The organism is Stenotrophomonas sp. FW305-3-2-15-E-LB1, assembly GCF_058787375.1.
Genome location: NZ_JBYSZR010000002.1, coordinates 112254 through 135458, shown reverse-complemented (window position 1 = coordinate 135458; position 23205 = coordinate 112254). Strand labels below are relative to the sequence as shown.

Sequence of the window (23205 nt, the reverse complement as noted above, 5' to 3'; positions counted from 1 at the left end):
AAAACGGGCGCGCAGGCGCCCGTTTTTTCAACCCGCCGTCGCTGCCTCAATCCCGGCTGTGACGCCCGGACCTGAGACCGCACCTCCGGGCCTGCGCGTGCACTGCACCCAATGACGCACCGGCGGAGACTTCACGCCGTCGTCGTCTATCACCTGGGTGCCCCAGAAGATGGGTGCGCTTCCAGCGTTCTCGCAACGCAGCGTGATCTGGCTCGGCTTGGCATCCGGGGTTTCGATGCGTACCCGCCCATCCGTGCAGGTCCAGCCCGGCGGGCAAGCAACGTTGGTGGTGATCAGCTGGATTGGATACTGGGGATAGCCCTCGAATGCAACGTCCACCTGTTGCGAGTCCCCCTGGGAGAGATTGATGCCGCCGATGGGCTCCGCCTTGAGCGGCAGGCAGTCCTTGCCCTCGCGGAAGAGCCGATAACCCTTCTCGACGCCCTTCATCGAGACTGTACGGAAGACGGGATCCTGGAGGGCTGCGGCATCTGCGGGATTTGTATGGAAGCCCATCTCCACAATCACTGATGGCATTTCCGACAAACGATTCTCCCCTTTGTCCACCTGGAACGGCTCCCCACCCACAGGGAATTCGCCATACCCCTCGGCGCTCTGTATCAGCTCCTTCATGTAACAAAGGATGCTACGCCCCAGCACAAGATCGTCCGGTCGACCGGGCTGAACGACAGCACGTGTTCCTGAGGCAGAAGCATCGTCAGCGCCATTCGTATGAAGGTGCAATGCCACGCCTGCGCCTACATGATTTGCCATGAGCGGACGGCTGTTGATGTCCTCATCGTAGTCTCTGGTGGGATAGATTCGATCACCCTTTGAGTTCCATATCTTCGGACTCTCCGGAAACCTCTCCTTCAGTGCATATCTCGCAGCCATCTGCCACCAGGGCTGCATGGCTTCTGGATGCGGAATCTCGATGAGAAGCGATCGTGGCCGCGTCGTCACCACGCTTGGCCCGCGTCGAGCAAGCCACACTTGAAGCTCATCGGCATACTCCGGCGTAATGAAGTCCTCTTGAACCCCGTGATACGGATCGCGCTGCAACACCCACTTCTTCCAGCCATGATGGTAGTAGTACCCATGGGACGCCGATACAAAGGCATGGCCACCCTGAGACCTCCTTTCGCGCGCCCTCTGAGCATCCTCCGCCTCCTTTCTGACCTCCGGAAAGTACGCTTCGATCTCTCGACCGTCGTAGCGGAATATGATCTCCTTTACTGGCGCAACCTTCTGCGCAATGTGCGTCAAGCTGTGACGAAAGTCGTCATGCTGATCTTCAAAGCTGGCGCCGTAGTCATCCGGCAGTATTCCAGGGTCAAAGTAAACTCGAAGCGCGCCCGCCCCGAGGTCGAAAACCACCTGCACGCGGATGTCCTTCGACTGGCCCTCAAGGCGCTTCATCCGGTCCAGAATCTCCTGCGCCCTGACGGTCAGGATCGCATCAAGCTGTGCATCGCTGTGCTGAACGCTGGCCGCGGCCGAGCCAGCATCCGCCAGTGATGGCAGGGGAGCGAAAAGCGATGCGATTGCAAAGCAAGTGCCCGGTGCGCAGCGAAGCAGGCGGGTCAATGTCATGTGTTGGTCGTCCGGTTCGAGTCTTTGCAGCCGATGCGCTGCTTCATCAACGTGACTTCCAACCGGGATGAGCAACGGGACGAACTTCACGCATCCATGAAATTGCAAGAATCCTCAAGGCATTCACGACACCCGGCAAATCGAACCCCACCTGCCCTATCCTTCCCCCATGCTCTCCGCCCGCTTCCTCGACTCCTTGCAGGCCATTCCCGACACCGACTGGGATGCCCTGCACGACGGCCATAACCCCTTCGTCAGCCACGCCTTCCTGTCCGGGCTGGAGGCCCACGGCTGCCTGCGCGAGGACTGGGGCTGGCAGCCACGGCACCTCACCCTGTGGGATGACGACACCCTGGTCGGCGCCATCCCGGGCTACCTGAAAACCAACTCCCACGGCGAGTTCGTGTTCGACCATGCCTGGGCGAACGCCTATGCGCTGCACGGTCGCGACTACTACCCGAAGTGGCTGGGCGCGGTGCCGTATTCGCCGGTGACGGGACCCCGCCTGCTGGCCCGCGATGGCGTGGACCGGGCCGCACTACTGTCGGCGCTTCGCGAGCAGCTGCACGGGCTGGAGGTGTCTTCGGCACACATCAATTTCCACACCGCCAGCGACGACGACGCCTTCAATGACGACTGGCTGCTGCGCGAAGACGTGCAGTTCCAGTGGCAGAACCCGGGCGACTGGACCACGTTCGAGCAGTTCCTCACTGCGATGGACCATAAGCACCGCAAGAACATCCGCCAGGAGCGCGCCAAGGTCACCCGCCAGGGAATCACCTTCCGGGTGGTGCATGGCAATGACGCCAGTCGCGCCGACCTGCAGGCGATGTACCGCTTCTATCTGCAGACCTTCCTCGAATACGGCAATGCGCCGGCGCTGACCGAGGCGTTCCTGCGCCACCTGGCGATTTCGCTGGGCCGCGGGCTGGTGCTGTTCCTGGCCGAGCAGGACGGCGAGCCGATTGCCGGCGCGCTGTGCCTGCGCGGGGGCGACACGCTCTATGGCCGCTACTGGGGTGGCGCCACCCTGCCCGGCCTGCATTTCGAAGCGTGCTACTACCAGGGCATCGAGTACTGCCTGCGCGAAGGCCTGACGCGATTCGAACCCGGCGCGCAGGGCGAGCACAAACTGGCACGCGGTTTCCTGCCAACGCTGGTGCGCAGCCGGCATTGGGTGGCCGATGCGGATTTTGCCGAGGCGCTGCAGGAGTGGTGCCAGCAGGAGCGGCGCGATGTGCGCCGGTACCGGCAGGAGCTGATGGGGCACAGCCCATTCCGCGCGGGCGGGTAGCGTCGAGCCTGCTCGACTGAAGCGGCTCTGCCGGCCAGCGGCCGGCACTACCAGAGTCAACGCGCATCCACCATCGCGTTCCGGCGGGTTCGCGACGAATACAATCACCCGCATGACCCGCCCGCTGCCCTGGCGCCTGTCCGATGCGCCGGACTCGCCCTTCCCTCCGGCCGAAACCGCGCTGCGCAAGCCCGACGGGCTGCTGGCGGTGGGCGGCGATCTGCATCCGCTGCGCCTGCTCAACGCCTACGCGGGCGGCATCTTCCCGTGGTTCAGCGAGGGCGAGCCGATCCTGTGGTGGTCGCCCGATCCGCGCATGGTCTTCCACACCGACGGGGTGCACCTGTCCAGCCGATTCCGCCGCCAGCTGCGCGCCAGCACCTGGGAGGTCACCGCCGATACCGCCTTCAGCCAGGTGATGCGGGCCTGCGCGGCCGCGCCGCGCCCGGGCCAGGACGGCACCTGGATCAGCCCGGACATGGTGGACGCCTACAGCCATCTGCATGACCTTGGCTTCGCCCATTCGTTCGAGGTCTGGGACCGGCAGACCCTGGTGGGCGGCATCTACGGGGTGGCCATCGGCACGATGTTCTTCGGCGAAAGCATGTTCAGCGGCGCCAGCGGCGGCTCCAAGATCGCACTGGCGGCGCTGGCCGCCACCCTGCATGGCTGGAACTGGCGCCTGATCGACGCCCAGGTGGAGAACCCGCACCTGCTGCGGATGGGGGCCGTTCACCTGCCGCGGGAAGAATTCCTGCAGCATGTCCGCCTGGCGGTACGCGAAGAAGGCCGTGAAGGCCCATGGACCCGCGCCGTGGGGCGCCTGCCGGCCCGTGATCTGGCGGAAAATTAACCGGATCTTTGCAAGCTGGGCGAAGGACGCGTAAAATACCGCGCCTTAGGCCCAGCGTGGCCGTTTTCTGAACCGCACAGGACTACATGTCGAAAGACGATTCCATCGAGTTCGAGGGCACCGTCAGCGAGACGCTGCCGAACACCACTTTCCGCGTTCGTCTGGAAAATGGGCACGAAATCATCGCCCACATCTCCGGCCGCATGCGCAAGAACTACATCCGCATCCTCACCGGTGACCGGGTCAAGGTTGAAATGACCCCGTACGATCTGACCAAGGGTCGTATCACCTACCGCATGAAGTAAGCGGTCGGCGCCCTGCGCCACCCTGACAAGGCCGGCCCTGCTGCCGGCCTTTTGTCGTGCCCGCTCTCCGGGCCATCAGATGACTGCGATTTTTCGTATTAGTCCGAAAGATGTTGCGGGAACGGATCGCTAGACTTGGCGTGATGTCCGCCCACCCTCTGGATGCATGAGCTATTTGATCGTATTGGACCCGCAGTCCGTGACCGCCCGCTGTTATGCCAGCAAGGGGCCTGACGGCACCTGGTTTGGGCAGCCCTGCCTCATCTGCGTCCAGATGGACGCATCCCATCCGCTGTACCTGGCCGCCGAGCGCGAGATCAGCCATGCCGGCACACGCCAGCGCCAGCGCCTGCACATCCCGCACGAGGCCGTAGCGTTCGTGATCGAGGGGCCCATGGGCCAGGGCCGGCAACTGGGCTTCCGCGCCATCAGCTCCTGAGCCTGGCCGCCCTACGTGCCGGAGGTCATCGTGACCGAACGCACCATGGCGTCGGTCAGGCCTGCTTGCGGCAGATTCGCACCCGCGGCGCCAGCGGCATTGTGGGATCCGATCCAATCCGGATCGCATCCCCACCCTCGCCATGAACGCCCTGCTCACACGCGCCCTGTTGCCCGTCGTTCTACTGGCAAGCTCGCTTGCAGCACACGCCGCCGCCCCTGCCCAGCCCGCTCCGCAGGCTGAGTGCATTGTTCTGGGCGGCAACCGTGACATCCGCCCTTCCAGCACGGAGCGGGAAGTGCTGCTGCGCGACGGCGATGCGCACTATCGGGTCCACCTGCAGAAGCGCTGCCTGGGCGCCGCTGCCTCGGCCAGCTACACGTTCTTCACGCGAAGTACGCCCGAACAAATCTGCGGCAATGCCCGCACCCTGCTGCGGACCGACAGCAACCACTGCAGGGTGACCCGGATCGAGCCGATCGATCCGGCGACCTTCAAGCGGTTGGCGCAGCAGGGGCGCTGAACGGTCGCGGGAATGAAAAGGGCGGCCGAAGCCGCCCTTGCCAATCACATCGTGACCAGCCCGTGCCCGGCCGCCCTTATTCCACCGTTGCCGGCAGCAGGCGCTCCGGTTCGGCGTGGGTCTCGACCACCAGCTCGTCGTCGCGCACGTCGATGCTGACGCGGCCGCCGTTGACCAGTTTGCCGAACAGCAGTTCGTCGGCCAGCGGGCGCTTGATCTTGTCCTGTATCATGCGCGCCATCGGACGGGCGCCCATCAGTGGGTCGAAGCCGTGGTGGGCCAGCCAGTCGCGTGCGGTCGGGGTGGCCGACAGGCTGACGTGCTTTTCCTGCAGCAGCATTTCCAGCTCGATCAGGAACTTGTCGACCACGCGCAGGATGTGCTCGAAGCCCAGCGGCTGGAACTGCACGACCGCGTCGAGGCGGTTGCGGAACTCCGGCGTGAAGCTGCGGCGGATGGTTTCCATCGCGTCGGTGGCATGGTCCTGCTTGGTGAAGCCGATCGACCGCCGCGAAGCCTGCGCCGCGCCGGCATTGGTGGTCATCACCAGCACCACGTTCTTGAAGTTGGCTTCGCGGCCGTTGGTGTCGGTCAGCACGCCGCGGTCCATCACCTGCAACAGGATGTTGAAGATGTCCGGGTGCGCCTTCTCGATTTCGTCCAGCAGCAGCACGCAGTGCGGGGTCTTGACGATCTTCTCGGTCAGCAGGCCGCCCTGGTCGAAGCCGACGTAGCCCGGGGGCGCACCGATCAGGCGGCTGATCGAATGCGGCTCCATGTACTCGGACATGTCGAAGCGGACCAGCTCGATGCCCAGCTGCAGCGCCAGCTGCTTGGTCACCTCGGTCTTGCCCACGCCGGTGGGGCCGGCGAACAGGAAGTTGCCGATCGGCTTTTCCGGATTGCCCAGCCCCGAGCGCGCCAGCTTGATGGCCGACGCCAGGGTGCCGATGGCCGGATCCTGGCCGAAGATCACCATCTTCAGGTTCCGCTCCAGGTGCTGCAGCACGTCCTTGTCGGTCGCGCTGACCTGCTTGGCCGGGATGCGCGCCATCTTGGCGATGATCGCCTCGACTTCCTCGACGTCGATCAGCTCCTTGCGCTGCCCTTCCGGCAGCAGGCGCTGGCGGGCACCCGCCTCGTCGATGACGTCGATGGCCTTGTCCGGCAGCAGGCGGTCGCCAATGTGCTTGACCGACAGATCCACCGCTGCCTGCAGCGCCTCGTCGGAGTAGGTGACCCCGTGGTGGGCCTCGTACTTGCTCTTCAGGCCCTGCAGGATCTCGTAGGTTTCGCCCACGGTCGGCTCGACGATGTCGATCTTCTGGAAGCGCCGGGCCAGGGCACGGTCCTTCTCGAAGATGCCGCGGTATTCCTGGAAGGTGGTCGAGCCGATGCAGCGCAGCTCGCCCGACGCCAGGGCCGGCTTGATCAGGTTGGAGGCGTCCATGGTGCCGCCCGACGCCGAACCGGCACCGATGATGGTGTGGATCTCGTCGATGAACAGCACCGCGTTGGGCACCTTCTTCAGCGCGGTCAGCACGCCCTTCAGGCGCTTTTCGAAATCGCCGCGGTACTTGGTGCCGGCCACCAGCGCGCCCAGATCGAGCGAGTAGATGACAGCGTCGGCCAGCACGTCCGGCACCGAGCCTTCGACGATGCGACGGGCCAGGCCCTCGGCGATCGCGGTCTTGCCCACGCCGGCCTCACCCACGTACAGCGGGTTGTTCTTGCGGCGGCGGCACAGGACCTGGATGGTGCGCTCGATCTCGTCCGCACGGCCCACCAGCGGGTCGATGCGGCCGGCTCGGGCCTGTTCGTTGAGGTTGCTGGCGAATTCGGTCAGGGCATCGCCCTTGGGCTCGCCGTCCCCGCCTTCCATGCGGCTCTCGCCTTCCGGGGAAGACGGCTGCTCGCCCTCCTCGCCCAGCTTGGCGATGCCATGGGACAGGTAATTGACCACGTCCAGCCGGGTGACATCCTGCTGGTTGAGGTAATAGACGGCGTGGGAGTCCTTCTCGCCGAAGATGGCGACCAGCACGTTGGCGCCGGTGACCTCCTTCTTGCCCGAGGACTGCACGTGGTACACGGCCCGCTGCAGCACGCGCTGGAAGCCCAGGGTCGGCTGGGTATCGCGGCCGTCGTCTTCGGCCAGGCGGGACACCGAGGCCTCGATGGCCTGCTCCAGCTCCTGGCGCAGGCGTTCGGCGTCGGCCCCACAGGCCTTGAGGACGGCCTGGGCGGACGGGTTGTCGAGCAGTGCCAGCAGCAGGTGTTCGACCGTCATGAATTCATGCCGGGCCTCACGGGCGCGCTTGTAGCACTGGCCGATGGTGTGTTCGAGGTCTTTGCTGAACATGGATTACTCCGGCGGCAGATGGGGACAATATGCGGCCTGACTACGCGATTTCCATCACCCTAGCGGATTGCTGCGTTCAGATGGCGTTAGCAGTGCGGATTGCTTGATCATCGTTCACGCCCGGGCAGCCCGCCGACGCTTCGGCGAACCCTACCCGATCGGCTGTCCATTGCCACGTGATGACCCGCAACACGCCTCGCCCCGGCGGTCAGCAGGCAAGGCAGGCGGATTGAACGTGAGCACGCAGGCGGGGCCAGAGAACGGCCATGGCTGGAACGGTGCGGACTGCTGGCGTTGACCCTCGGTAGAGTCGAGCTTGCTCGACTGCATTGAAGATCAGTCGAGCAAGCTCGACTCTACGCACTACCGGGGGTCAGGCCTTTTCCATCGTGCACAGCAGCGGATGCTGGTTCATGCGCGAGTACTCGTTGACCTGGGCAACCTTGGTTTCGGCCACTTCACGGGTGAAGACCCCGCAGACACCGCGGCCGCGGGTATGCACGTGCAGCATCACCTGCGTGGCCTTGTCCAGGTCCATGCTGAAGAACTGCTGCAGGACATCCACCACGAAATCCATCGGGGTGTAGTCGTCGTTGAGGATCATCACCTGGTAGAACGGCGGCGGCGCCACTTCGGGGCGCGCGGGCTCCACGGCGATACCGTGGTCGTGATGGGATTCGGGGGAAGACTCGCGGGGCATCCGCACATTATAAGGGGTGCGGCGGCGCTGCGTCGGCCTGGCGCGGAATGGACGGCACGCACGGCCGCCGTCACAATTACCGCCTGTCCCCCACGTTTCACAGGATTTTCATGAAAAGGACCCTTCTGCCTGCCCTGCTGCTCGCCCTGGCCGCCGCCGGTACCGCCGGTGCCGCGACCACCGCTGACAGCAGCAAGGCCGATGCCGCCGTCGCCCGCCACCTGGAGAAGCTGGGCTACACCTTCGAGGTGGACGAGGACGGCGACTACCAGATGGTGTTCGACGTGGAAGGCGACCGCACGCAGATGGTCTACGTGCGCTCGGCCGTGGAGGACTTCGGCAGCCACAACATCCGCGAGGTGTGGTCGCCGGGCTATGTATCCAAGGACAAGCAGTTCCCCGAAGCGGTGGCCAACCGCCTGCTGGAAGACTCCCAGGACGCCAAGATGGGCGGCTGGGTGAAGCAGGACAAGACCGCCATGTTCGTGGTGAAGATCGACGCCGATGCCACCACCGACCAGCTCAGCGACGCCATCGATGCGGCCATCCGGACCGCCGATGCGATGGAGCTGGAGCTGACCAAGAAGGACGACCTCTGAGTTGAACGCTGTGCAGGACCCGCGCTGGGCACCGCATGCCACCGTGGCCACCGTGGTGGTCGACGGCGACCGCGTGTTGCTGGTGGAAGAGACCATTGACGGCCGGCAGGTGCTGAACCAGCCCGCCGGCCACCTGGAACCGGGCGAGAGCCTCGCCGCCGCGGCCCTGCGCGAGACCCGCGAGGAAACCGGCTGGACGGTGGAACTGAGCGCCTTCATCGGCTGCTACCAGTGGACCGCGCCTGATGGCACGGCGTTCCTGCGCTTCTGCTACGCCGCCCGCCCGGTCTCGCACGACCCGGCGCAGCCGCTGGATACCGGCATCGACCGCGCCCTGTGGCTGGACCCGGCCGAGCTGAAGGCCGCCGGCCCGCGCCTGCGCAGCCCGCTGGTCTGGCAGGTGGTGGCCGACTACCTGGCCGGCCAGCGCCATCCGCTTTCCCTGGTCCAGGAGGTCGCATGAGCAGCCCTCGGGTAATGGTGGGCGTGTCCGGCGGCGTCGATTCCTCCGTGGCCGCCTGGCGCCTGGTGCAGCAGGGCGAGGCCGTGGCCGGCCTGTTCATGCAGAACTGGGCCGACGATGGCAGCGGCGACTGCCGCGCCGAGGATGACCGCCGCGATGCGGTGGCTGTCTGCGGCCTGCTCGGCATCCCGTTCCACTTCCGCGATTTTTCCAACGAGTACTGGCAGGGCGTGTTCGAACACTTCCTGGCCGAGTACGCCGCCGGCCGTACGCCCAACCCGGACGTGCTGTGCAACCGCGAAGTGAAGTTCAAGCACTTCCTGGATGCCGCCCGCGAGCTGGGGGCCGAGCGCATCGCCACCGGCCACTACGCGCGCATCGCCCAGCGCGGCCAGCAATGGCTGCTGCTGCGCGGCGCCGACCGTTCCAAGGACCAGAGCTACTTCCTGCACCAGCTGGGGCAGGAACAACTGGCCGCCACCCTGTTCCCGATCGGCGACCTGGAAAAGAGCGACCTGCGCCGGATCGCCCGCGACGTCAGCCTGCCGACCCATGCCAAGAAGGATTCGACCGGCATCTGCTTCATCGGCGAACGCGATTTCCGTGAGTTCCTCGGCCGCTACCTGCCCGCCAAGGCCGGCCAGATCCTCGACCCGGCCGACGGCAGCGTCATCGCCGAGCACCCGGGCGTGTTCTATTTCACCCTGGGCCAGCGCGAAGGCCTGAACATCGGCGGCGTGCGCGGCCGCCCTGCCGCGCCGTGGTACGTGGTCGGCAAGGATGTGGCCAGCAACGTGCTGTACGTGGACCAGGACCGTGACAGCCGATGGATGCTGTCCGACCGGCTGCGCTCGGAGACCGCCCACTGGATTGCCGGTGCGCCGCCGGCCCGCCGCTTCGAGTGCACCGCCCAGACCCGCTACCGGCAGCCGGACGAGCCGTGTACGGTCGAGGTGCTGGACGATGGCAGCGTGCTGGTGGCCTTTGCCCGTCCGCAGCGCGCCGTGACCCCTGGCCAGTCGCTGGTGCTGTATGACGGTGATGTCTGCCTGGGCGGCGCGGTGATCGCCGCAACCGATGCGCCGCTGGAACAGCGCCTGCGCACCACCCCTTCTCCTTTTGAGGTAATCGCTGCATGAGTTTCACTGTCGACGACCGCGTCCTGGCCCTGGCCGGCATTGCCCAGGCCCTGCAGCAGGTGCGCCGTATCGCCGATACCGGCCATTCCGACGCCGCGGCGGTACGTACCGCGGTGGACAGCGTGTTCCGCATCGATGCCGCCTCCCCGCAGGAGGTGTTTGGCGACCGCGACGCGCTGAAGTCCGGCCTGCGCCTGCTGCACAACTACTTCCGCAACCAGGGCCAGGACCCGATCCTGCCCAAGCTGGCCCTGTCGGTGCTGCAGCTGGAGCGGCGGTTCGTGCAGGACGGCGCCACCGTGAACAAGGTCGCCTCGGGCATCGAGCGTGCCCAGCGCCAGGCCCTCGAGCTGGGCGACAGCGGCCATCCGGACGTGCTGGCCAGCCTGGGCGGCCTGTATGCGGACACCATCAGCCACCTCAAGCCGCGCGTCATGGTGCAGGGCAACCCGCACTACCTGGGCCAGGCCGGGGTGGTGGCCGAGATCCGCGCGCTGCTGCTGGCCGCCGTGCGTGCGGCCGTGCTGTGGCGGCAGCTGGGGGGCAGCTACTGGGACTTCCTGCTCAGCCGCAAGGCGATGACCGAGGCCGTGGACCGCCAGCTGGCCTGAGGCCCGGGGTCGGATCCCTTTCCGGTACGGAAAGGGCTCTGACCCCTGATGCACCGGAGGCGTCGGAAATCCGGCGCATCCAGAAGGCACATCGACGTTAAAGAGAAAGGGGGTACGGCCGATACATCCTCCGTGCACCTCCCGAGAACGTCCATGTACTCACGCATTTTCATCCGTCTGGCCGCCCCCCTGGCCCTGACCCTGCTGCTCCCCTTCGCCATCGGTTTCGAATGGCCGGCCGCCCTGCGTTGGGCGATCCTGACCACGATGACGCTGAGCTGGCTGGGCTTTGCGTGGTGGACCACCCGCGCCCAGGCGCATCGTTCCCCGGAACATGCCCGTGTCCTGCGTGAGCAGGACCAGCTGCTGACCGAGCTGCGCAACTTCGTCGGCAACGAGATCGACGGTTCGCGTGGCGAAGTGGAACGCGCCCGTGACCTGATCCGCCAGGCCGTGTCCAGCCTGGGCGGCAGCTTCGATGCGATGAACCGCAAGTCCCGCCAGCAGAGCCAGGCCCTGTCGCGCATCGTCGACCGCGCCGGTGACGAAGGCAGCGCCGGCCTCGACGTCGCCCGCTTCGCCCAGCACGCCAGCCACCGCATGGAACAGCTGGTGGAAGCGCTGGAACAGGTGAGCGGCCAGAGCACCACCACCGTGCAGCACATCGACCAGATGGCCCAGCACCTGGACGGCATCTTCGCCCTGCTGGAAGACGTCAAGTCGATTGCCGACCAGACCAACCTGCTGGCACTGAACGCGGCCATCGAAGCAGCCCGAGCCGGTGAAGCCGGTCGCGGCTTCGCTGTGGTGGCCGACGAAGTGCGCAACCTGTCCGAGCGCTCGACCACCTTCAACGAGCAGATCCGCAAGCTGGCCCACAGCTCCAAGGACGCCATTGCCAAGGTGCGCGAGACGGTCTCGCACATGGCCTCGCGTGACATGGACCGCTCCCGCGAAGCGCGCCAGGAAGCGGCGGCGATGCTGGACAACGTGGCCCAGATCAACGCCTCGCTGGGCGATGGCATGCGCGAAGTGTCCGAGTGCGCCCGCTCGATCGACGGCAGCGTGGCCGAGGCCGTGCGCGCCCTGCAGTTCGAAGACATCGCCACCCAGGCACTGGGCGGCGTACACACCCACCTGGACCGCCTGACCGCGATCAACCGCGAAGCGGTGGCCCTGCAGGAACTGCTGCACCGTAACGGCGGCGTGTTCGACGAAGAGATCGCCACCGCCCTGCAGCGCACCGGCAGCCGCCTGCGCGAACTGCGCAGCGAGTGGGAGCGCCCGCCGCACAAGCCGGTTGCCCAGCAGAACATGGGCGCCGGTACGGTCGAGCTGTTCTGATCCAGATGTCCACTGCCTGCTCCGGCAGCCCGCAAGGCCCCGGTCATTCCGGGGCCTTTGCCTGTAACCTGCCGTTGGAAGCTCCTGACCCGCGCACCATGACCCTGATCCGTGCCCTGCCCCCGATCGACCCCAACCAGCGCCCGCGCAACCCGGGTGTCCGTGAGCAGTTGCAGGCGCTGGAGACGGTGGCACGCGAAGAGATCGAGGAACTGCAGCAGCTGGCCGATGCCCGCCCCGCCCCACCGGCGCCTGCCGGCGAACTGCTGGGGATGGCCTGGGATCTTGGGCTGGACGGGGATGCGTTGAAACACCCCTGACGGGCACCCCGGTCCGCCGACTGCGGTGAGTCAACCGCGCTAGAATCGTCCTTGATCGATTGAATCCGCCACCGGAATGTGGGGATCTCGCACAAGGAGCTGCAACCGGGTCATGAGCACACGGCCTTTCTTCAATGTCAGCACGCAGGAGCTGGAGCTTCTGTTTGAGGCTGCGGCCAGCAAGCAGGACCGGCGCATGCTGGAAGGCCTTGCTGCCGAACTCGCACATCGGGAGATGCCCCGGGCTGTGCAACTCCGAACCAGGATCAATGATCTACTGAAGTCTCCGCGCCGCACGCGTGACGCGTCCGATCCGGATGGTGACGACCCTGCCCCGTCGCCAGGCCGCGATGTGCCTGCTGAACCTCCGCAGGCACATGACCTTCATTCGCCTACCGAACAGACCCGACAGACAATGACCGAACCTCACATTCTTGAGCGCCTGAAGGGACTGCTGGAATACGTAAGGCAGACGGCCAGCCTGCGCGGGCGGCCTTCCCGGCAAGTTGAGCAGCACAATGGTTTCAAGGCGCATGAGTACGAGTTGCAGGGCCTGCCGGGTGTCCAGTTCGATGTAGGAACGGACGACGATGACGTCTGGCTGCGGGTGGACCGTCTGCAGGAAAGCGTACCGCCTGCACCACCGACTCGACTGCTCTCTGCATTGATTGCCCAATCCAACCAGCCGGCTCGCGAACCCGGCCTGGTCAGCCATGCCACGCGTGATGCGCTGGGCCGGCTGGGCGCTGAACTGCCCCCTCTCGTCGAAGGCGCTGATCTCGAAAGCCCTGTGCCGATCGATGCACTCCCTTTGATGGGTCAGCTGCAAGAGGAACTGAAGGTCTACATCCTTCAACTGTGGCAACCGTGGGCAGCCAAAGAGCGGGAAGTTCGCAGGACGATTGCCAAGTATGCCGAGCTCTTTGCCAGCTATCAGATGCTGCGAGGCAACGTAGTCGACTCCCCTCTGGAACTGGTGATGGGTGTAGGGGTCTCCGTATGGGATCTGCCTGGGGGAAAGCTGACATACCCCTTGATCACCAAGCTGGTGGAGCTCTCCATTGATGAGCGCACCCATGCCATTGAGGTCCGGCCGCGGTCGCCAGATCCACGGCTGGAGCTTGATGTATACACCGCGCTCGACAATCCAGGCGTCGCGGAAGTTGCCCGTGCAGGCAAGGAGCATTTTGCCCGGACTGAATGGCAGATCAGCCCATTCACACCAAGCACGTTCGAGCCGGTCTTGAAGGTGGCTGCATCGCTGCTGGACAGCAAGGGGACGTACTGGCCCTCGCAGACGACGCCCAATGACCGCCAAGTGCCCAAGGCAGACGAACACCTAAGGGTGACTGATACCTGGGTGCTCTTCGCTCGCCCGCGCACGTCCAGCCTGTTCATTCAGGACCTTGAGCGCTTTGAGAGCCTGATCGACTCTGGTGTGAACCTGGAGGGATTGTCACCGGCGACGTGGGCGCTCTTGAACGACCCCTCTCAGCTGCTGCATGAGCCTCCGCCGATGAACTATCGCGGCCTGTCGCACATCGACAGAAAGGCCGGTACGGCGGCGAAGGCAAAAGACCTGTTTTTCCCGATGCCCTACAACGATGAGCAGGTGCAGATTGTCCACATGCTCGACCATCAGGACGGCGTCGTCGTCCAGGGGCCTCCGGGGACTGGCAAGACCCACACCATCGCGAATGTGATCTCGCACTACCTCGCCTTGGGCAAGCGGGTTCTGGTTACGTCGATGAAAGACCCGGCCCTGGCCGTGCTGCAGGAGAAGTTGCCTGAAGATATCCGACCGCTTGCCATCAGCCTGCTGAGCAGTGAAGCCGACGGCATGAAACAGTTCGAGCATGCCATCCGCCACATCGCCGGAGAAATCACGCGACTGAGCAAGAGCGACATGCGCGAGCAGGTCCGCCAGCTTGAGCAACGCATCGACACGCTCCATGGGCAGGTTGCATCGACCGAGGGCCGAATCGCGCATTGGGCGCGGATGAACCTGGAACCGGTGGTTGTCGATGGCGCGGCCCTCCAGCCGATGGACATCGCCAAGGAAGTCGCAGCGAACACCGAGGACGCCGAACTCATTCGTGACATGCTGACGGTGGCAGAGATCCATTCGCCCCAGTTCGGTGAAGCCGACGTCTCCTCACTCCGGGGCGCCCGAATGGCGCTTGGCGAGGACTTGGCGCTGTTGAATCAACGCCTGCCTTCCGTAGACGCATTCCCAGAAGCTGGGAAGCTCCGGCAGGCACACCTGGACCTGGGCAGGCTTTCTGAACTCAACGAGCAGATCGCGGCAGCCACACTGCCCGCGCTGCGAGACCTGAAGCCGGAGACCGTCGACGAGGCTGTTCGGTCTCACACGCGCATAGGCGCACTGAGGCGCGTTAGAACAAGCCTTGACACGTCAGGGCTTGCTTGGCTGCCTGCTCTGGAGCAGCGAATCCGCCTCGCCGGGCCGCAGGATACCGTCAGCAAGCTACTGGCGGAGCTGCGAAAGGAGATCGGCGAGTTGCTGGCTTATCGCTCCCGTTTCCTGTCCAGGCCGGTGACGCTACCCGACGGGATGCGCAACGACTCTGCCATGACCGACGCCTTGGACAACCTGTCACAAGGTCGAAAGCCATTTGGCCTGGCAGGTGTCTTTGGCAAGACCCAAGAGAAGAAGCAACTCGATCAAGTGCGCGTACTCGCCTCACCACCGGCATCAGCCGATGACTGGGCGCACGTACTTGAGTACCAGCGCTTTCAGCAGAAGTGCAATGAAGCCGTCGTCCGGTGGAACGCTCTCTCGCCGGAGATGTCCCTTCCTGGTCTCGAGTCAGCGTCGGCGCTCGTGGAGCGGGGGCCAGGCCACCTGGCCATTCTTGACAATATTCAGCTTGTCCTCCGGGAAGAGAAGGCACTTCTGGCTGAACTGTCAGAGCTCCTTCCCACCTGGAAGGAAGGGGCGCATACCCCCTACTCTGCGCAACGGCTTGACCAGGCTCTGGAAATCCTGGATCACAACCTCACACGCAATCGGCTCGCGGCGACCTGGGAAACCAAGTCTGCTTTCCAGCGAGCGCTGATCGATGCAAGGGGGACCATCAGCGATTCCATCGCAGCGTTCCTGAATCGCGCACTGGGCGATGCTGGAGTTTCAGACAGCGCACTCATGGTGGAGTGGAGCGAACTCATGACCGAACTCAGACGCCAGCATTCGATGCGGCCGCAGCTGCAGATCGTTCGAGATGTAACCGACTTGATCGAACAGTCCGGAGCGCCCCATTGGGCGCAATCGCTGCGTTCAGAGGCCGCGTCGGAAGCGTTCGACCCGCAGCTGCCTGACAACTGGAAGGAACGCTGGAGGCGGCGTCGCCTGCTGACGCTTGTCGAATCAATGGACGGCCGTGAAGAACTGGCTCGTTTGTCGCGCCAGCGCAGCGAACTGGAATCGGACCTGTCCTCACTGTACCAACAGGCCGTAACCACCCGAACCTGGCTGCAAATGGCTGAGAAGGCAACGCCGGCCGTACGTTCTGCGCTCGAGGCATACCGGGTAGCTGTCTCCCGCATTGGCAAGGGAACCGGCGTGCGCGCTCCGCGATTCCGCCGGGATGCAAGAGATGCCGCGGAACAGGCAAGTCCTGCCATCCCCTGCTGGATCATGCCGCACTACCGCGTGAGTGAATCGTTGCCCGTTTCACTTGGCGAGTTCGATCTGGTCATCATCGACGAGGCATCGCAGTCTGATCTAACGGCATTGCCGGCCCTGCTTCGCGCAAAGAAGGTACTGATCGTGGGCGATGACCAGCAGGTGTCGCCGGAAGGTGTCGGCCTGGAGGAGGAGAAGATCCGCAGCCTGATGGGGCAGTTCCTGGGGAATCAAGTAGGCCTGTATCGCCCACAGATGTCGCCGGACAAGTCGGTCTACGACCTTTTCAAGGTGGTTTTCGCACAGGGGCAGATCATGCTCCGCGAACATTTCCGCTGTGTTGGGCCGATCATCGAGTACTCCAAGCGGGAGTTCTACAACCATCAGCTCCGCCCATTGCGCATGCCACGGACGTCCGAACGACTCGACCCACCCTTGATCGATGTCCACGTGCTGGATGGACAGCGCGGCAACGGAAAGACGAACGAAGGCGAAGCGCGTTTCATCCTTGAGGAAGTTCAACGAATCGTCTCCGATCCGAAGATGAGCCGCCGCAGCATCGGCGTTGTGTCCCTGGTCGGAAGCGAGCAGGCTCAACTCGTGTGGGACAAGATTTCACGAACACTCGGCGAGGACGTCATTCAACGCCACCAGATAGCCTTCGGTGATGCTCGCACGTTCCAGGGCAAGGAGCGCGACATCATGTTCCTCTCCATGGTCGTCTCGGGCCGTGCCCAAGCGTCTTCGCAGGAGATGTTCCGCCAGCGTTACAACGTTGCTGCATCACGCGCCCGCGACCGCATGTATCTGGTCCGCAGCATCAGAGCGGAGGAGCTGAGCCCAGCAGACAAACTGCGGGCAGGCCTGCTCCAGCACTTCCAGGCACCCTATTCACAGGACGAAGCTGCATCCGCAGATCTGCGGACGCTGTGTGAGTCACCCTTCGAACGTGAGATGTTCGACGCGCTGGTCGAACGTGGCTACCGTGTCCAGCCGCAGGTCAAGGTTGGCAGCTACCGGATCGACATGGTGGTCGAGGGCGACAGGGATGCCCGACTTGCCATCGAATGTGATGGGGATCGTTACCATGGTCCCGATCAATGGGAGCAGGACATGCGCCGCCAACGCGTCCTCGAGCGAGCGGGCTGGAACTTCTGGCGCTGCTTCGCATCGAACTTCGTCCTGCACCGAAATGCACTGCTCGCGGATCTGGTTAACGCCCTGAAAGAAAAGGGAATTGAACCCGTGGGCGCTCAAGGCACAAGCGCGAGCAGTCATTGCCTGCATCGCACCTATGAGGCATTTCCTCCAGCCACGCCGCATCCGGCTCACGAAGAGGATGCGGCTGCCGAAAGCGCATAGGTCAACCTGTGGAGTTTTTGGCGGTTCACTGAACACATGAATCGCCGCAAGAAACGAGTGCCGCGGTTGGCGTGGCATGATCCCCCAGTCCCGTTCATGGAAGACCGATGGCCCTCGCCCTGATCGCCCTGCTGCTGGTCGAAGTCCTGCTGCTTGTCAGGTGGGCGCCGTTCTTCTTCGGCACCGGCATTGCCCTGTTCAACCAGCGCATTGCTGCATCTCCGGCCGAGCTGGCCCAGCTCTCGCTGGGTGGGCTTGAGCATGACCTTCCGGACGAGAAGTGGATGCGCCTGGTGTTTCATGCGCTGCCTGATGGCAGCGTCGCGTTCCGCGAGAGCTACGCCCCGCATTTTTGGGGCCGCTACTTCCCGCTGCTGCGCGGCCAGCTGGTGGTCGACAAGCGGCGCCGCGAAGTGCGGGTGATTGGCCGATGCAGCTGGTTCGCGCTGGTGTTTACCGCGATGCTGCTGCCGATCGTTCTGGTGCGCCCGATGGCGTGGCCGATCGTGGTGTTCCTGCTGGTGTTCTACATGGGGTATTACATCCAGCGGCGGCGGTATGCCGGCGTTGTTGACGCGGTGCGCGCGCGGCTGCGGTAGATCCATGTGGTGCGGGCGTCGGTGCCGACCAACGGTCGGCACCCACCAGGGCACAGATCAGTGCCGCCGGGCGTGGCCCGGCGCTACCGGGCCAGGGCGACTTCCGGGGCGGCGTGCTGCTGGCGCAGCCACAGCGCCAGGTCGCGCGGGCTGAGCGGGCGTGAGTACAGGTAGCCCTGGATTTCGTCGCACCCCTGCCGTCGCAGCATGTCTTCTTCCTGGTGTGTCTCCACGCCTTCGGCCACCACCTTCATGCCCAGCGCATGGCCCAGATGGACGATGGCCTGGGTCACTTCGGCCGTGCCCGTGTCATGCAGCATGCCCTGCACGAAGCTGCGGTCGATCTTCAGGCGGCCTACCGGGAAGCGGTTGAGATAGTGCAGGTTGGAGAAGCCGGTGCCGAAGTCATCCACCGCCAGCGGGACGCCGTGCCGCTCCAGCACGTCGAAACAGTGGCGCAGGATATCGGTGTCACGGATCAGCGCCGATTCGGTCAGTTCCAGCTCCAAGCGCTGCGGCGGCCAGCCGTGGGCGTGGCAGATCTCGATCACGCGCTCGGCAAAGCCACGGTCGCGCAGCTGCACGGCCGATACGTTCACCGCGATGCGCTCGAAGCGCAGGCCGGCGCGGTCCCATGCCGATGCCTGGCGGCAGGCTTCGGACAGCACCCAGTCGCCGATGCGGACGATCTCGCCACACTTTTCGGCAATGGGGATGAACTCGGCCGGGCTGCAGTAGCCGATGCCCGGGCGGTGCCAGCGCAGCAGCGCTTCGATGGCCGGCGGCTCACCGTGGTGGGCATGCAGCAACGGCTGGTAGGCCAGGCTGAACTCCTCGCGCTCGATCGCGCCATGCAGGCCGTGTTCGATCTCCAGGCGGCGCTGAATGCGCGCCAGGGCATCCTGGCTGTAATACTGGTAAGTGTTGCGCCCCGCTTCCTTGGCCGCGTACATCGCGGCGTCCGCGGCGCGCAGCAGCGAATCGAAATCGGTCTGGGTATCGCCCAGCATCGCGATGCCCACGCTGGCGCCCACCTTCAGGGTGGTATCGCCCCGGCGCAGCGGTTCGGCCAGCGAGCCGATCAGCTTGCGCGCCACGTGGCCGGCATCTTCCGGCTCGGCCAGGTCACGCAGCACCACGATGAATTCGTCGCCACTGAAGCGGCCGAACAGATCGTTGTTGCGCAGGTTCTGGTGCAGGCGGGTGGCGGCGGCCTTCAGAAGCGCATCGCCGGTGGCGTGGCCGAAGCTGTCGTTGATGGTCTTGAAGCCGTCCAGATCGATGAACAGCATCGCCAGCGAGGTGCCGCGGTCGCGGGCCTCTTCGATGGCCTCGGCGGTCTGCTCGCCCAGCAGGACGCGGTTGGGCAGGCCGGTCAGCAGATCGTAATGGGCCAGAAGTTCGATGCGCTCATTGGCTTCGCGCTCGCGGGTGATGTCACGGAACAGGACGACGAAGCGCGGCGGCAGGCCATCGCGACGGTCCAGCTCGATCAGCACCTGCACCCACACCCGCAGGCCCGACTGGCGGTAGAAGCATAGATCGAGCTGCTCGGGCAGGCCACCACCGGCAATGCGCTGCAGCGCAGCCTCGAAATGGGCGCGCGAATCTTCGGTGTACAGCGCCAGCGCCTGGTCCAGGGTGATCGGTTCCTTGCGCAGGCCGTGGATGCGGTAGCACTCCTCGGTCCACTGCATGTGCCGGGTGCTGACCTCGATCTCGCAGCCACCGATGCGGCCCAGCGCGGACACGCGGTTGAGCAGTTCGGTGCGCCAGCGGATGAGCGCGTCGGTCTGGTGCTGTTCGGTGATGTTCTGCACCTGGCCCAGCAGGCGCTTGGGGTGGCCATCCATATCCAGCAATGGCTGCATCCACAGGCGCAGGTGCTGCGAGGGCTCGCTGCCGCGGGTCAGTTCAAGTTCCAGGTTGGCGGCGCGGCCGTCACGCCACAGCCGGCGCCACGCAGCGCGCAGCGCGCCGCGCGAACGCGGGTGCAGCTGCTTCAGCCAGCGGCGCTGGCCGGGCACTTCGCCGGGCTCCAGGGCCAGCAGCGAGCGCAGCTCGGGCGACCACCAGAACCGGTGGTTGGTCGGATCGAACGACCAGCTGCCCATGCTGGCGATGCGCTGGGCCTCGCTCAGGTGCAGCTGCTGTTCCTGCAGCAGCGCTTCCAGCTGCTTCTGCTGCTCGATATCGGTATGCGTGCCGACCATGCGCAGCGGCTGGCCATCGGCGGTGCGGGCGACCACGCGGCCGCGATCCAGCACCCAGCGCCACTGGCCATCTTCCTGGCGGAAGCGGAACTGGGCGCTGTACTGCTCACTGTGGCCGCGCAGGTGCTCGTCCAGCGCGGCGCGCATGTCACCCAGGTCGTCGCTGTACACGCGGGCGATGATGGCGTTGGCCGTCTCGTCCACCAGCGCCGGGGTGCGTACCACCCGGTCGCTGGGAATGTCCCAGTCCCACAGGCTGTGGCCGGCACTTTCCAGGGCCAGCTCCCAGCGCCCGCCCGCATCCACCGGCACCGGCTCGGGCACGCTGAGGGTGAAGGCCAGCAGGTTGCCGCTGCCATCGTGTACCGCGCGCAGGTAGCCATCGTAGTGACCGCGGGGGCCGCCCGGCAGGGTGCAGGCAACGATGCCACCGTCGGCCGCAAGCAGGCGCAGGTCCTCCAGCATCGGCGCGTAGGCCGCCACCGTCGACGGCAGGCCGTGCTCGCGCGCGGCCGCATTGGCTGCAAGCGGGCGCCCGCCACGGTCGACGATGACCAGCGCCGAGGCAAGCGGGTGCTGCAGCAGGCTGGCGATGATCCCTTGGTCCACGCGATGTTGCTCCGGAATGGCGCGCCCGACAGCGGGGCACGCAGTGGTTAACGGCGCGTCCAGCGGATAATTGAGTGCCTGGGCGCACCTGCGCGGTAATATGGCCGGCGCCCCCTCTTCCTGCCCTGTCCATGCCCGCAGAACCGACCGGCACCGCCCCCGCTCCCGACCCGCAGATGGCGAAGGCGCTGGGTCGTGACCGTCGCCGGGTGGTGCTGAGCTACCTGGTGCTGGCGCTGGCGTGGATGATCGCCACCGATGGCGCGATGGCGGCCCTGGTGCCGGACCCGCAGCAGCTGGCGTTGTGGCAGACCGTGAAGGACGCCTTCTTCGCCTTTGCCAGCGCTGGCCTGCTGTACCTGCTGCTGCGGCCACTGGCCGAGCACGTGCTGCGCACCCATACCCGCCTGCAGGGCTCGGAGCTGCGCCTGCGGCAGCTGTTCGAGGGCAACCCCGGGCCGATCCTGGTCTACGACCTGGACAGCCTGGCCATCCTCGATGCCAACCCCGCCGCCTGCCTCGCCTTCGGCTGGGAGCGCGACGAACTGCTGCAGCAGGCCATCGACGTGCTCTGGGCGCCTGGCGACCGGCTGGTGCTGCAGGCCAAGCTGGAGGCGATCCGCGAGGCACCCGAGCAGATCTGCATCCTGCGCACCCCGCTGCAGCTGCGCGATGGCAGCGTCCGGCAGATGGAACTGCGCTCGAACGCGATCGACTATGACGGGCGCAACGCCCGCCTGCTGATCGCCATCGACCGCACGGCCGAAGACCTGGCCCAGCTGCGCCGCGACCAGGCCCTGGCGCGGGTGGAAGAGGCTCACGAGCTGGCCCGCATCGGCGCCTGGGAGCTGGACCCGGCCAGCGGCCTCGGCCGCTATTCCAACCAGGTGTACCGCCTGCTTGGCCGGCGCCCGCCCGAGGCCCGGCGCTGGCACCGCTTCGATGAACTGCTGGTACCGGCCGACCCGACCACCGCGGCCCAGACCGAGCAGCTGCTGGCCGAGCTGTGCACCAGCCCCACGGCACAGGTGGACGTACTGCTGCCGGTGCTGTCGATGGACGGCCGCGCGCTGATGGTGCACCTGCGCGCAGCGAGTGGCCTGGATGAGGCGGGCCGCGAGCGGGTGCTGGGCACCCTGCAGGACGTGACCGAACGCGAGCAGTCGCGCCGCCTGCTGCGTGAGCGCGAGGAGCAGTTCCGCGAGCTGGTGCGGGTGCTGCCCGACGGCGTGGTGATCCTGTCCGACGAGCACGTGCTGTACGCCAACGCCTGGGCCGCGGCCCTGTTTGGCTATGGCAGCCATACCCTGCTGGGCGAACCGCTGGATGCGCTGGTGGACCCGGCCGAACTGGACCGCGTGCGCGTGCAGCTGCGCGCCGGCCAGCCGCAGCACAGCCCTGGCCACAACAGCGTGGTGGTAATGCAGCGTGCCGATGGCCGCCGCTTCCATGCGGGGCTGGCCGTGGGCGAAGTGCGCTACGGCGGCCGCGACTGCAAGCTGCTGATCGTGCGCGACCTGAGCGAATCCGAGCGCACGCGCACCGCACTGGAAACCAGCAACCGCGAACTACAGGCCATGGCTGGCCGCCTGTTCTCGCTGCAGGAAGACGAGCGACGCGCCATCTCGCGCGACCTGCACGATGACATCGGCCAGGCGATCACCGCCATCAAGCTTTCCGCATATGCAGCGCAGGATGAAGAGGACGCGCAGCGCCGCAGCGAGGACCTGGCGCAGATCGTCAGCCTGGCCGACACCACGGTGGCCAAGCTGCGCGACATCTCCACCCTGCTGCGCCCGCCACAGCTGGATGCACTGGGCCTGGAGGCGGCATTGAGCTGGCAGGCGCGCGTGCTGTTCCGTTCTTCGCCGGTGGAGCTGCTGGCCGAAATCGATACCCTGCCCTCGCGCCCGGACAACAGCATCGAGCAGGCCTGCTTCCGCATCGCCCAGGAAAGCCTGACCAATGTGCTGCGCCACGCCCGTGCCAGCCAGGTGCAGCTGCAGCTGCGCGATGTCGACCAGCGCGGCCTGCACCTGCAGATCCGCGATGACGGCGAGGGCTTCGACCCGGACGGGCCGCGCGGGCTGGGCCTGATCGTGATGCGCGAACGTGCGCAGAGCGTCGGCGGCCACGTCCATATCGAGTCGGCGCATGGCGCCGGCACCCTCGTCGACGTCCACCTTCCCTACCAGGCGGCCACTGCAGCCGCCGCTGATTCCCCGGAATACTGA

Annotated in this window: 18 protein-coding genes; 14 read left to right on the top strand and 4 right to left on the bottom strand. The window is 65.7% G+C overall.

Features of this window, described 5'->3' with window-relative positions:
* Positions 1-27: 27 nt before the first annotated feature.
* Positions 28-1683, bottom strand: a complete 1656-nt coding sequence (locus AC3WL7_RS02315) for an N-acetylmuramoyl-L-alanine amidase family protein (protein ID WP_492749164.1) — start codon at positions 1681-1683, stop codon at positions 28-30.
* Positions 1684-1762: 79 nt separating this feature from the next.
* Here AC3WL7_RS02315 and AC3WL7_RS02310 point away from each other — a divergent pair, with 79 nt between their 5' ends.
* From AC3WL7_RS02310 to AC3WL7_RS02290, 5 genes are all read left to right on the top strand, one after another.
* The gene (locus tag AC3WL7_RS02310) at positions 1763-2887 is read left to right on the top strand and encodes a GNAT family N-acetyltransferase (RefSeq protein ID WP_492749163.1); all 1125 of its coding nucleotides are present in this window, start codon (positions 1763-1765) and stop codon (positions 2885-2887) included.
* Positions 2888-2999: 112 nt separating this feature from the next.
* Positions 3000-3740 carry a leucyl/phenylalanyl-tRNA--protein transferase gene (gene aat, locus AC3WL7_RS02305; protein WP_492749162.1) on the top strand — a complete coding sequence of 247 codons (741 nt, stop codon included), beginning with the start codon at positions 3000-3002 and terminating at the stop codon, positions 3738-3740.
* A gap of 86 nt (positions 3741-3826) precedes the next feature.
* Positions 3827-4045: a translation initiation factor IF-1 gene (gene infA, locus AC3WL7_RS02300; RefSeq protein WP_005409596.1), complete on the top strand. Its 219-nt coding sequence runs from the start codon at positions 3827-3829 to the stop codon at positions 4043-4045.
* Between the two features lie 274 nt (positions 4046-4319).
* Positions 4320-4484: a hypothetical protein gene (locus AC3WL7_RS02295; RefSeq protein WP_254051577.1), complete on the top strand. Its 165-nt coding sequence runs from the start codon at positions 4320-4322 to the stop codon at positions 4482-4484.
* A gap of 142 nt (positions 4485-4626) precedes the next feature.
* Complete coding sequence (locus AC3WL7_RS02290; protein ID WP_492749161.1) at positions 4627-5007, top strand: hypothetical protein; 381 nt, start codon at positions 4627-4629, stop codon at positions 5005-5007.
* Positions 5008-5083: 76 nt separating this feature from the next.
* On the opposite strand, the gene clpA is transcribed toward AC3WL7_RS02290, so the two are convergent.
* Both clpA and clpS read right to left on the bottom strand, forming a co-directional pair.
* The gene (gene clpA, locus AC3WL7_RS02285; protein WP_492749160.1) at positions 5084-7366 is read right to left on the bottom strand and encodes an ATP-dependent Clp protease ATP-binding subunit ClpA; all 2283 of its coding nucleotides are present in this window, start codon (positions 7364-7366) and stop codon (positions 5084-5086) included.
* Between the two features lie 373 nt (positions 7367-7739).
* Positions 7740-8066, bottom strand: coding sequence for an ATP-dependent Clp protease adapter ClpS (gene clpS / locus AC3WL7_RS02280; RefSeq protein WP_079221861.1), 327 nt, complete (start codon positions 8064-8066; stop codon positions 7740-7742).
* Between the two features lie 110 nt (positions 8067-8176).
* Between clpS and AC3WL7_RS02275 the strand changes: the two genes are divergently transcribed.
* From AC3WL7_RS02275 to AC3WL7_RS02240, 8 genes are all read left to right on the top strand, one after another.
* Positions 8177-8665: a hypothetical protein gene (locus AC3WL7_RS02275; RefSeq protein ID WP_108759973.1), complete on the top strand. Its 489-nt coding sequence runs from the start codon at positions 8177-8179 to the stop codon at positions 8663-8665.
* A gap of 1 nt (position 8666) precedes the next feature.
* Positions 8667-9128, top strand: coding sequence for an NUDIX hydrolase (locus tag AC3WL7_RS02270; RefSeq protein WP_492749159.1), 462 nt, complete (start codon positions 8667-8669; stop codon positions 9126-9128).
* The gene (gene mnmA, locus AC3WL7_RS02265; protein WP_492749158.1) at positions 9125-10267 is read left to right on the top strand and encodes a tRNA 2-thiouridine(34) synthase MnmA; all 1143 of its coding nucleotides are present in this window, start codon (positions 9125-9127) and stop codon (positions 10265-10267) included. Before AC3WL7_RS02270 ends, mnmA begins: the two co-directional genes overlap by 4 nt.
* Positions 10264-10878 carry a high frequency lysogenization protein HflD gene (gene hflD, locus AC3WL7_RS02260; protein WP_108759974.1) on the top strand — a complete coding sequence of 205 codons (615 nt, stop codon included), beginning with the start codon at positions 10264-10266 and terminating at the stop codon, positions 10876-10878. Before mnmA ends, hflD begins: the two co-directional genes overlap by 4 nt.
* Positions 10879-11031: 153 nt before the next feature.
* Positions 11032-12222, top strand: a complete 1191-nt coding sequence (locus tag AC3WL7_RS02255; protein WP_200732998.1) for a methyl-accepting chemotaxis protein — start codon at positions 11032-11034, stop codon at positions 12220-12222.
* Between the two features lie 98 nt (positions 12223-12320).
* A complete protein-coding gene (locus AC3WL7_RS02250) occupies positions 12321-12542 on the top strand; it encodes a hypothetical protein (protein WP_492749157.1) in 222 nt (73 codons plus the stop codon).
* Positions 12543-12654: 112 nt separating this feature from the next.
* The gene (locus AC3WL7_RS02245) at positions 12655-17550 is read left to right on the top strand and encodes an AAA domain-containing protein (protein WP_492749156.1); all 4896 of its coding nucleotides are present in this window, start codon (positions 12655-12657) and stop codon (positions 17548-17550) included.
* Positions 17551-17657: 107 nt separating this feature from the next.
* The gene (locus AC3WL7_RS02240) at positions 17658-18149 is read left to right on the top strand and encodes a hypothetical protein (RefSeq protein ID WP_492749155.1); all 492 of its coding nucleotides are present in this window, start codon (positions 17658-17660) and stop codon (positions 18147-18149) included.
* Positions 18150-18232: 83 nt separating this feature from the next.
* On the opposite strand, the gene AC3WL7_RS02235 is transcribed toward AC3WL7_RS02240, so the two are convergent.
* On the bottom strand, positions 18233-20971 hold the full coding sequence (locus AC3WL7_RS02235) for a bifunctional diguanylate cyclase/phosphodiesterase (RefSeq protein ID WP_492749154.1): 2739 nt from the start codon (positions 20969-20971) through the stop codon (positions 18233-18235).
* Positions 20972-21102: 131 nt separating this feature from the next.
* On the opposite strand from AC3WL7_RS02235, the gene AC3WL7_RS02230 reads away from it, so the two are divergent.
* Positions 21103-23205, top strand: coding sequence for a sensor histidine kinase (locus tag AC3WL7_RS02230; RefSeq protein ID WP_492749153.1), 2103 nt, complete (start codon positions 21103-21105; stop codon positions 23203-23205).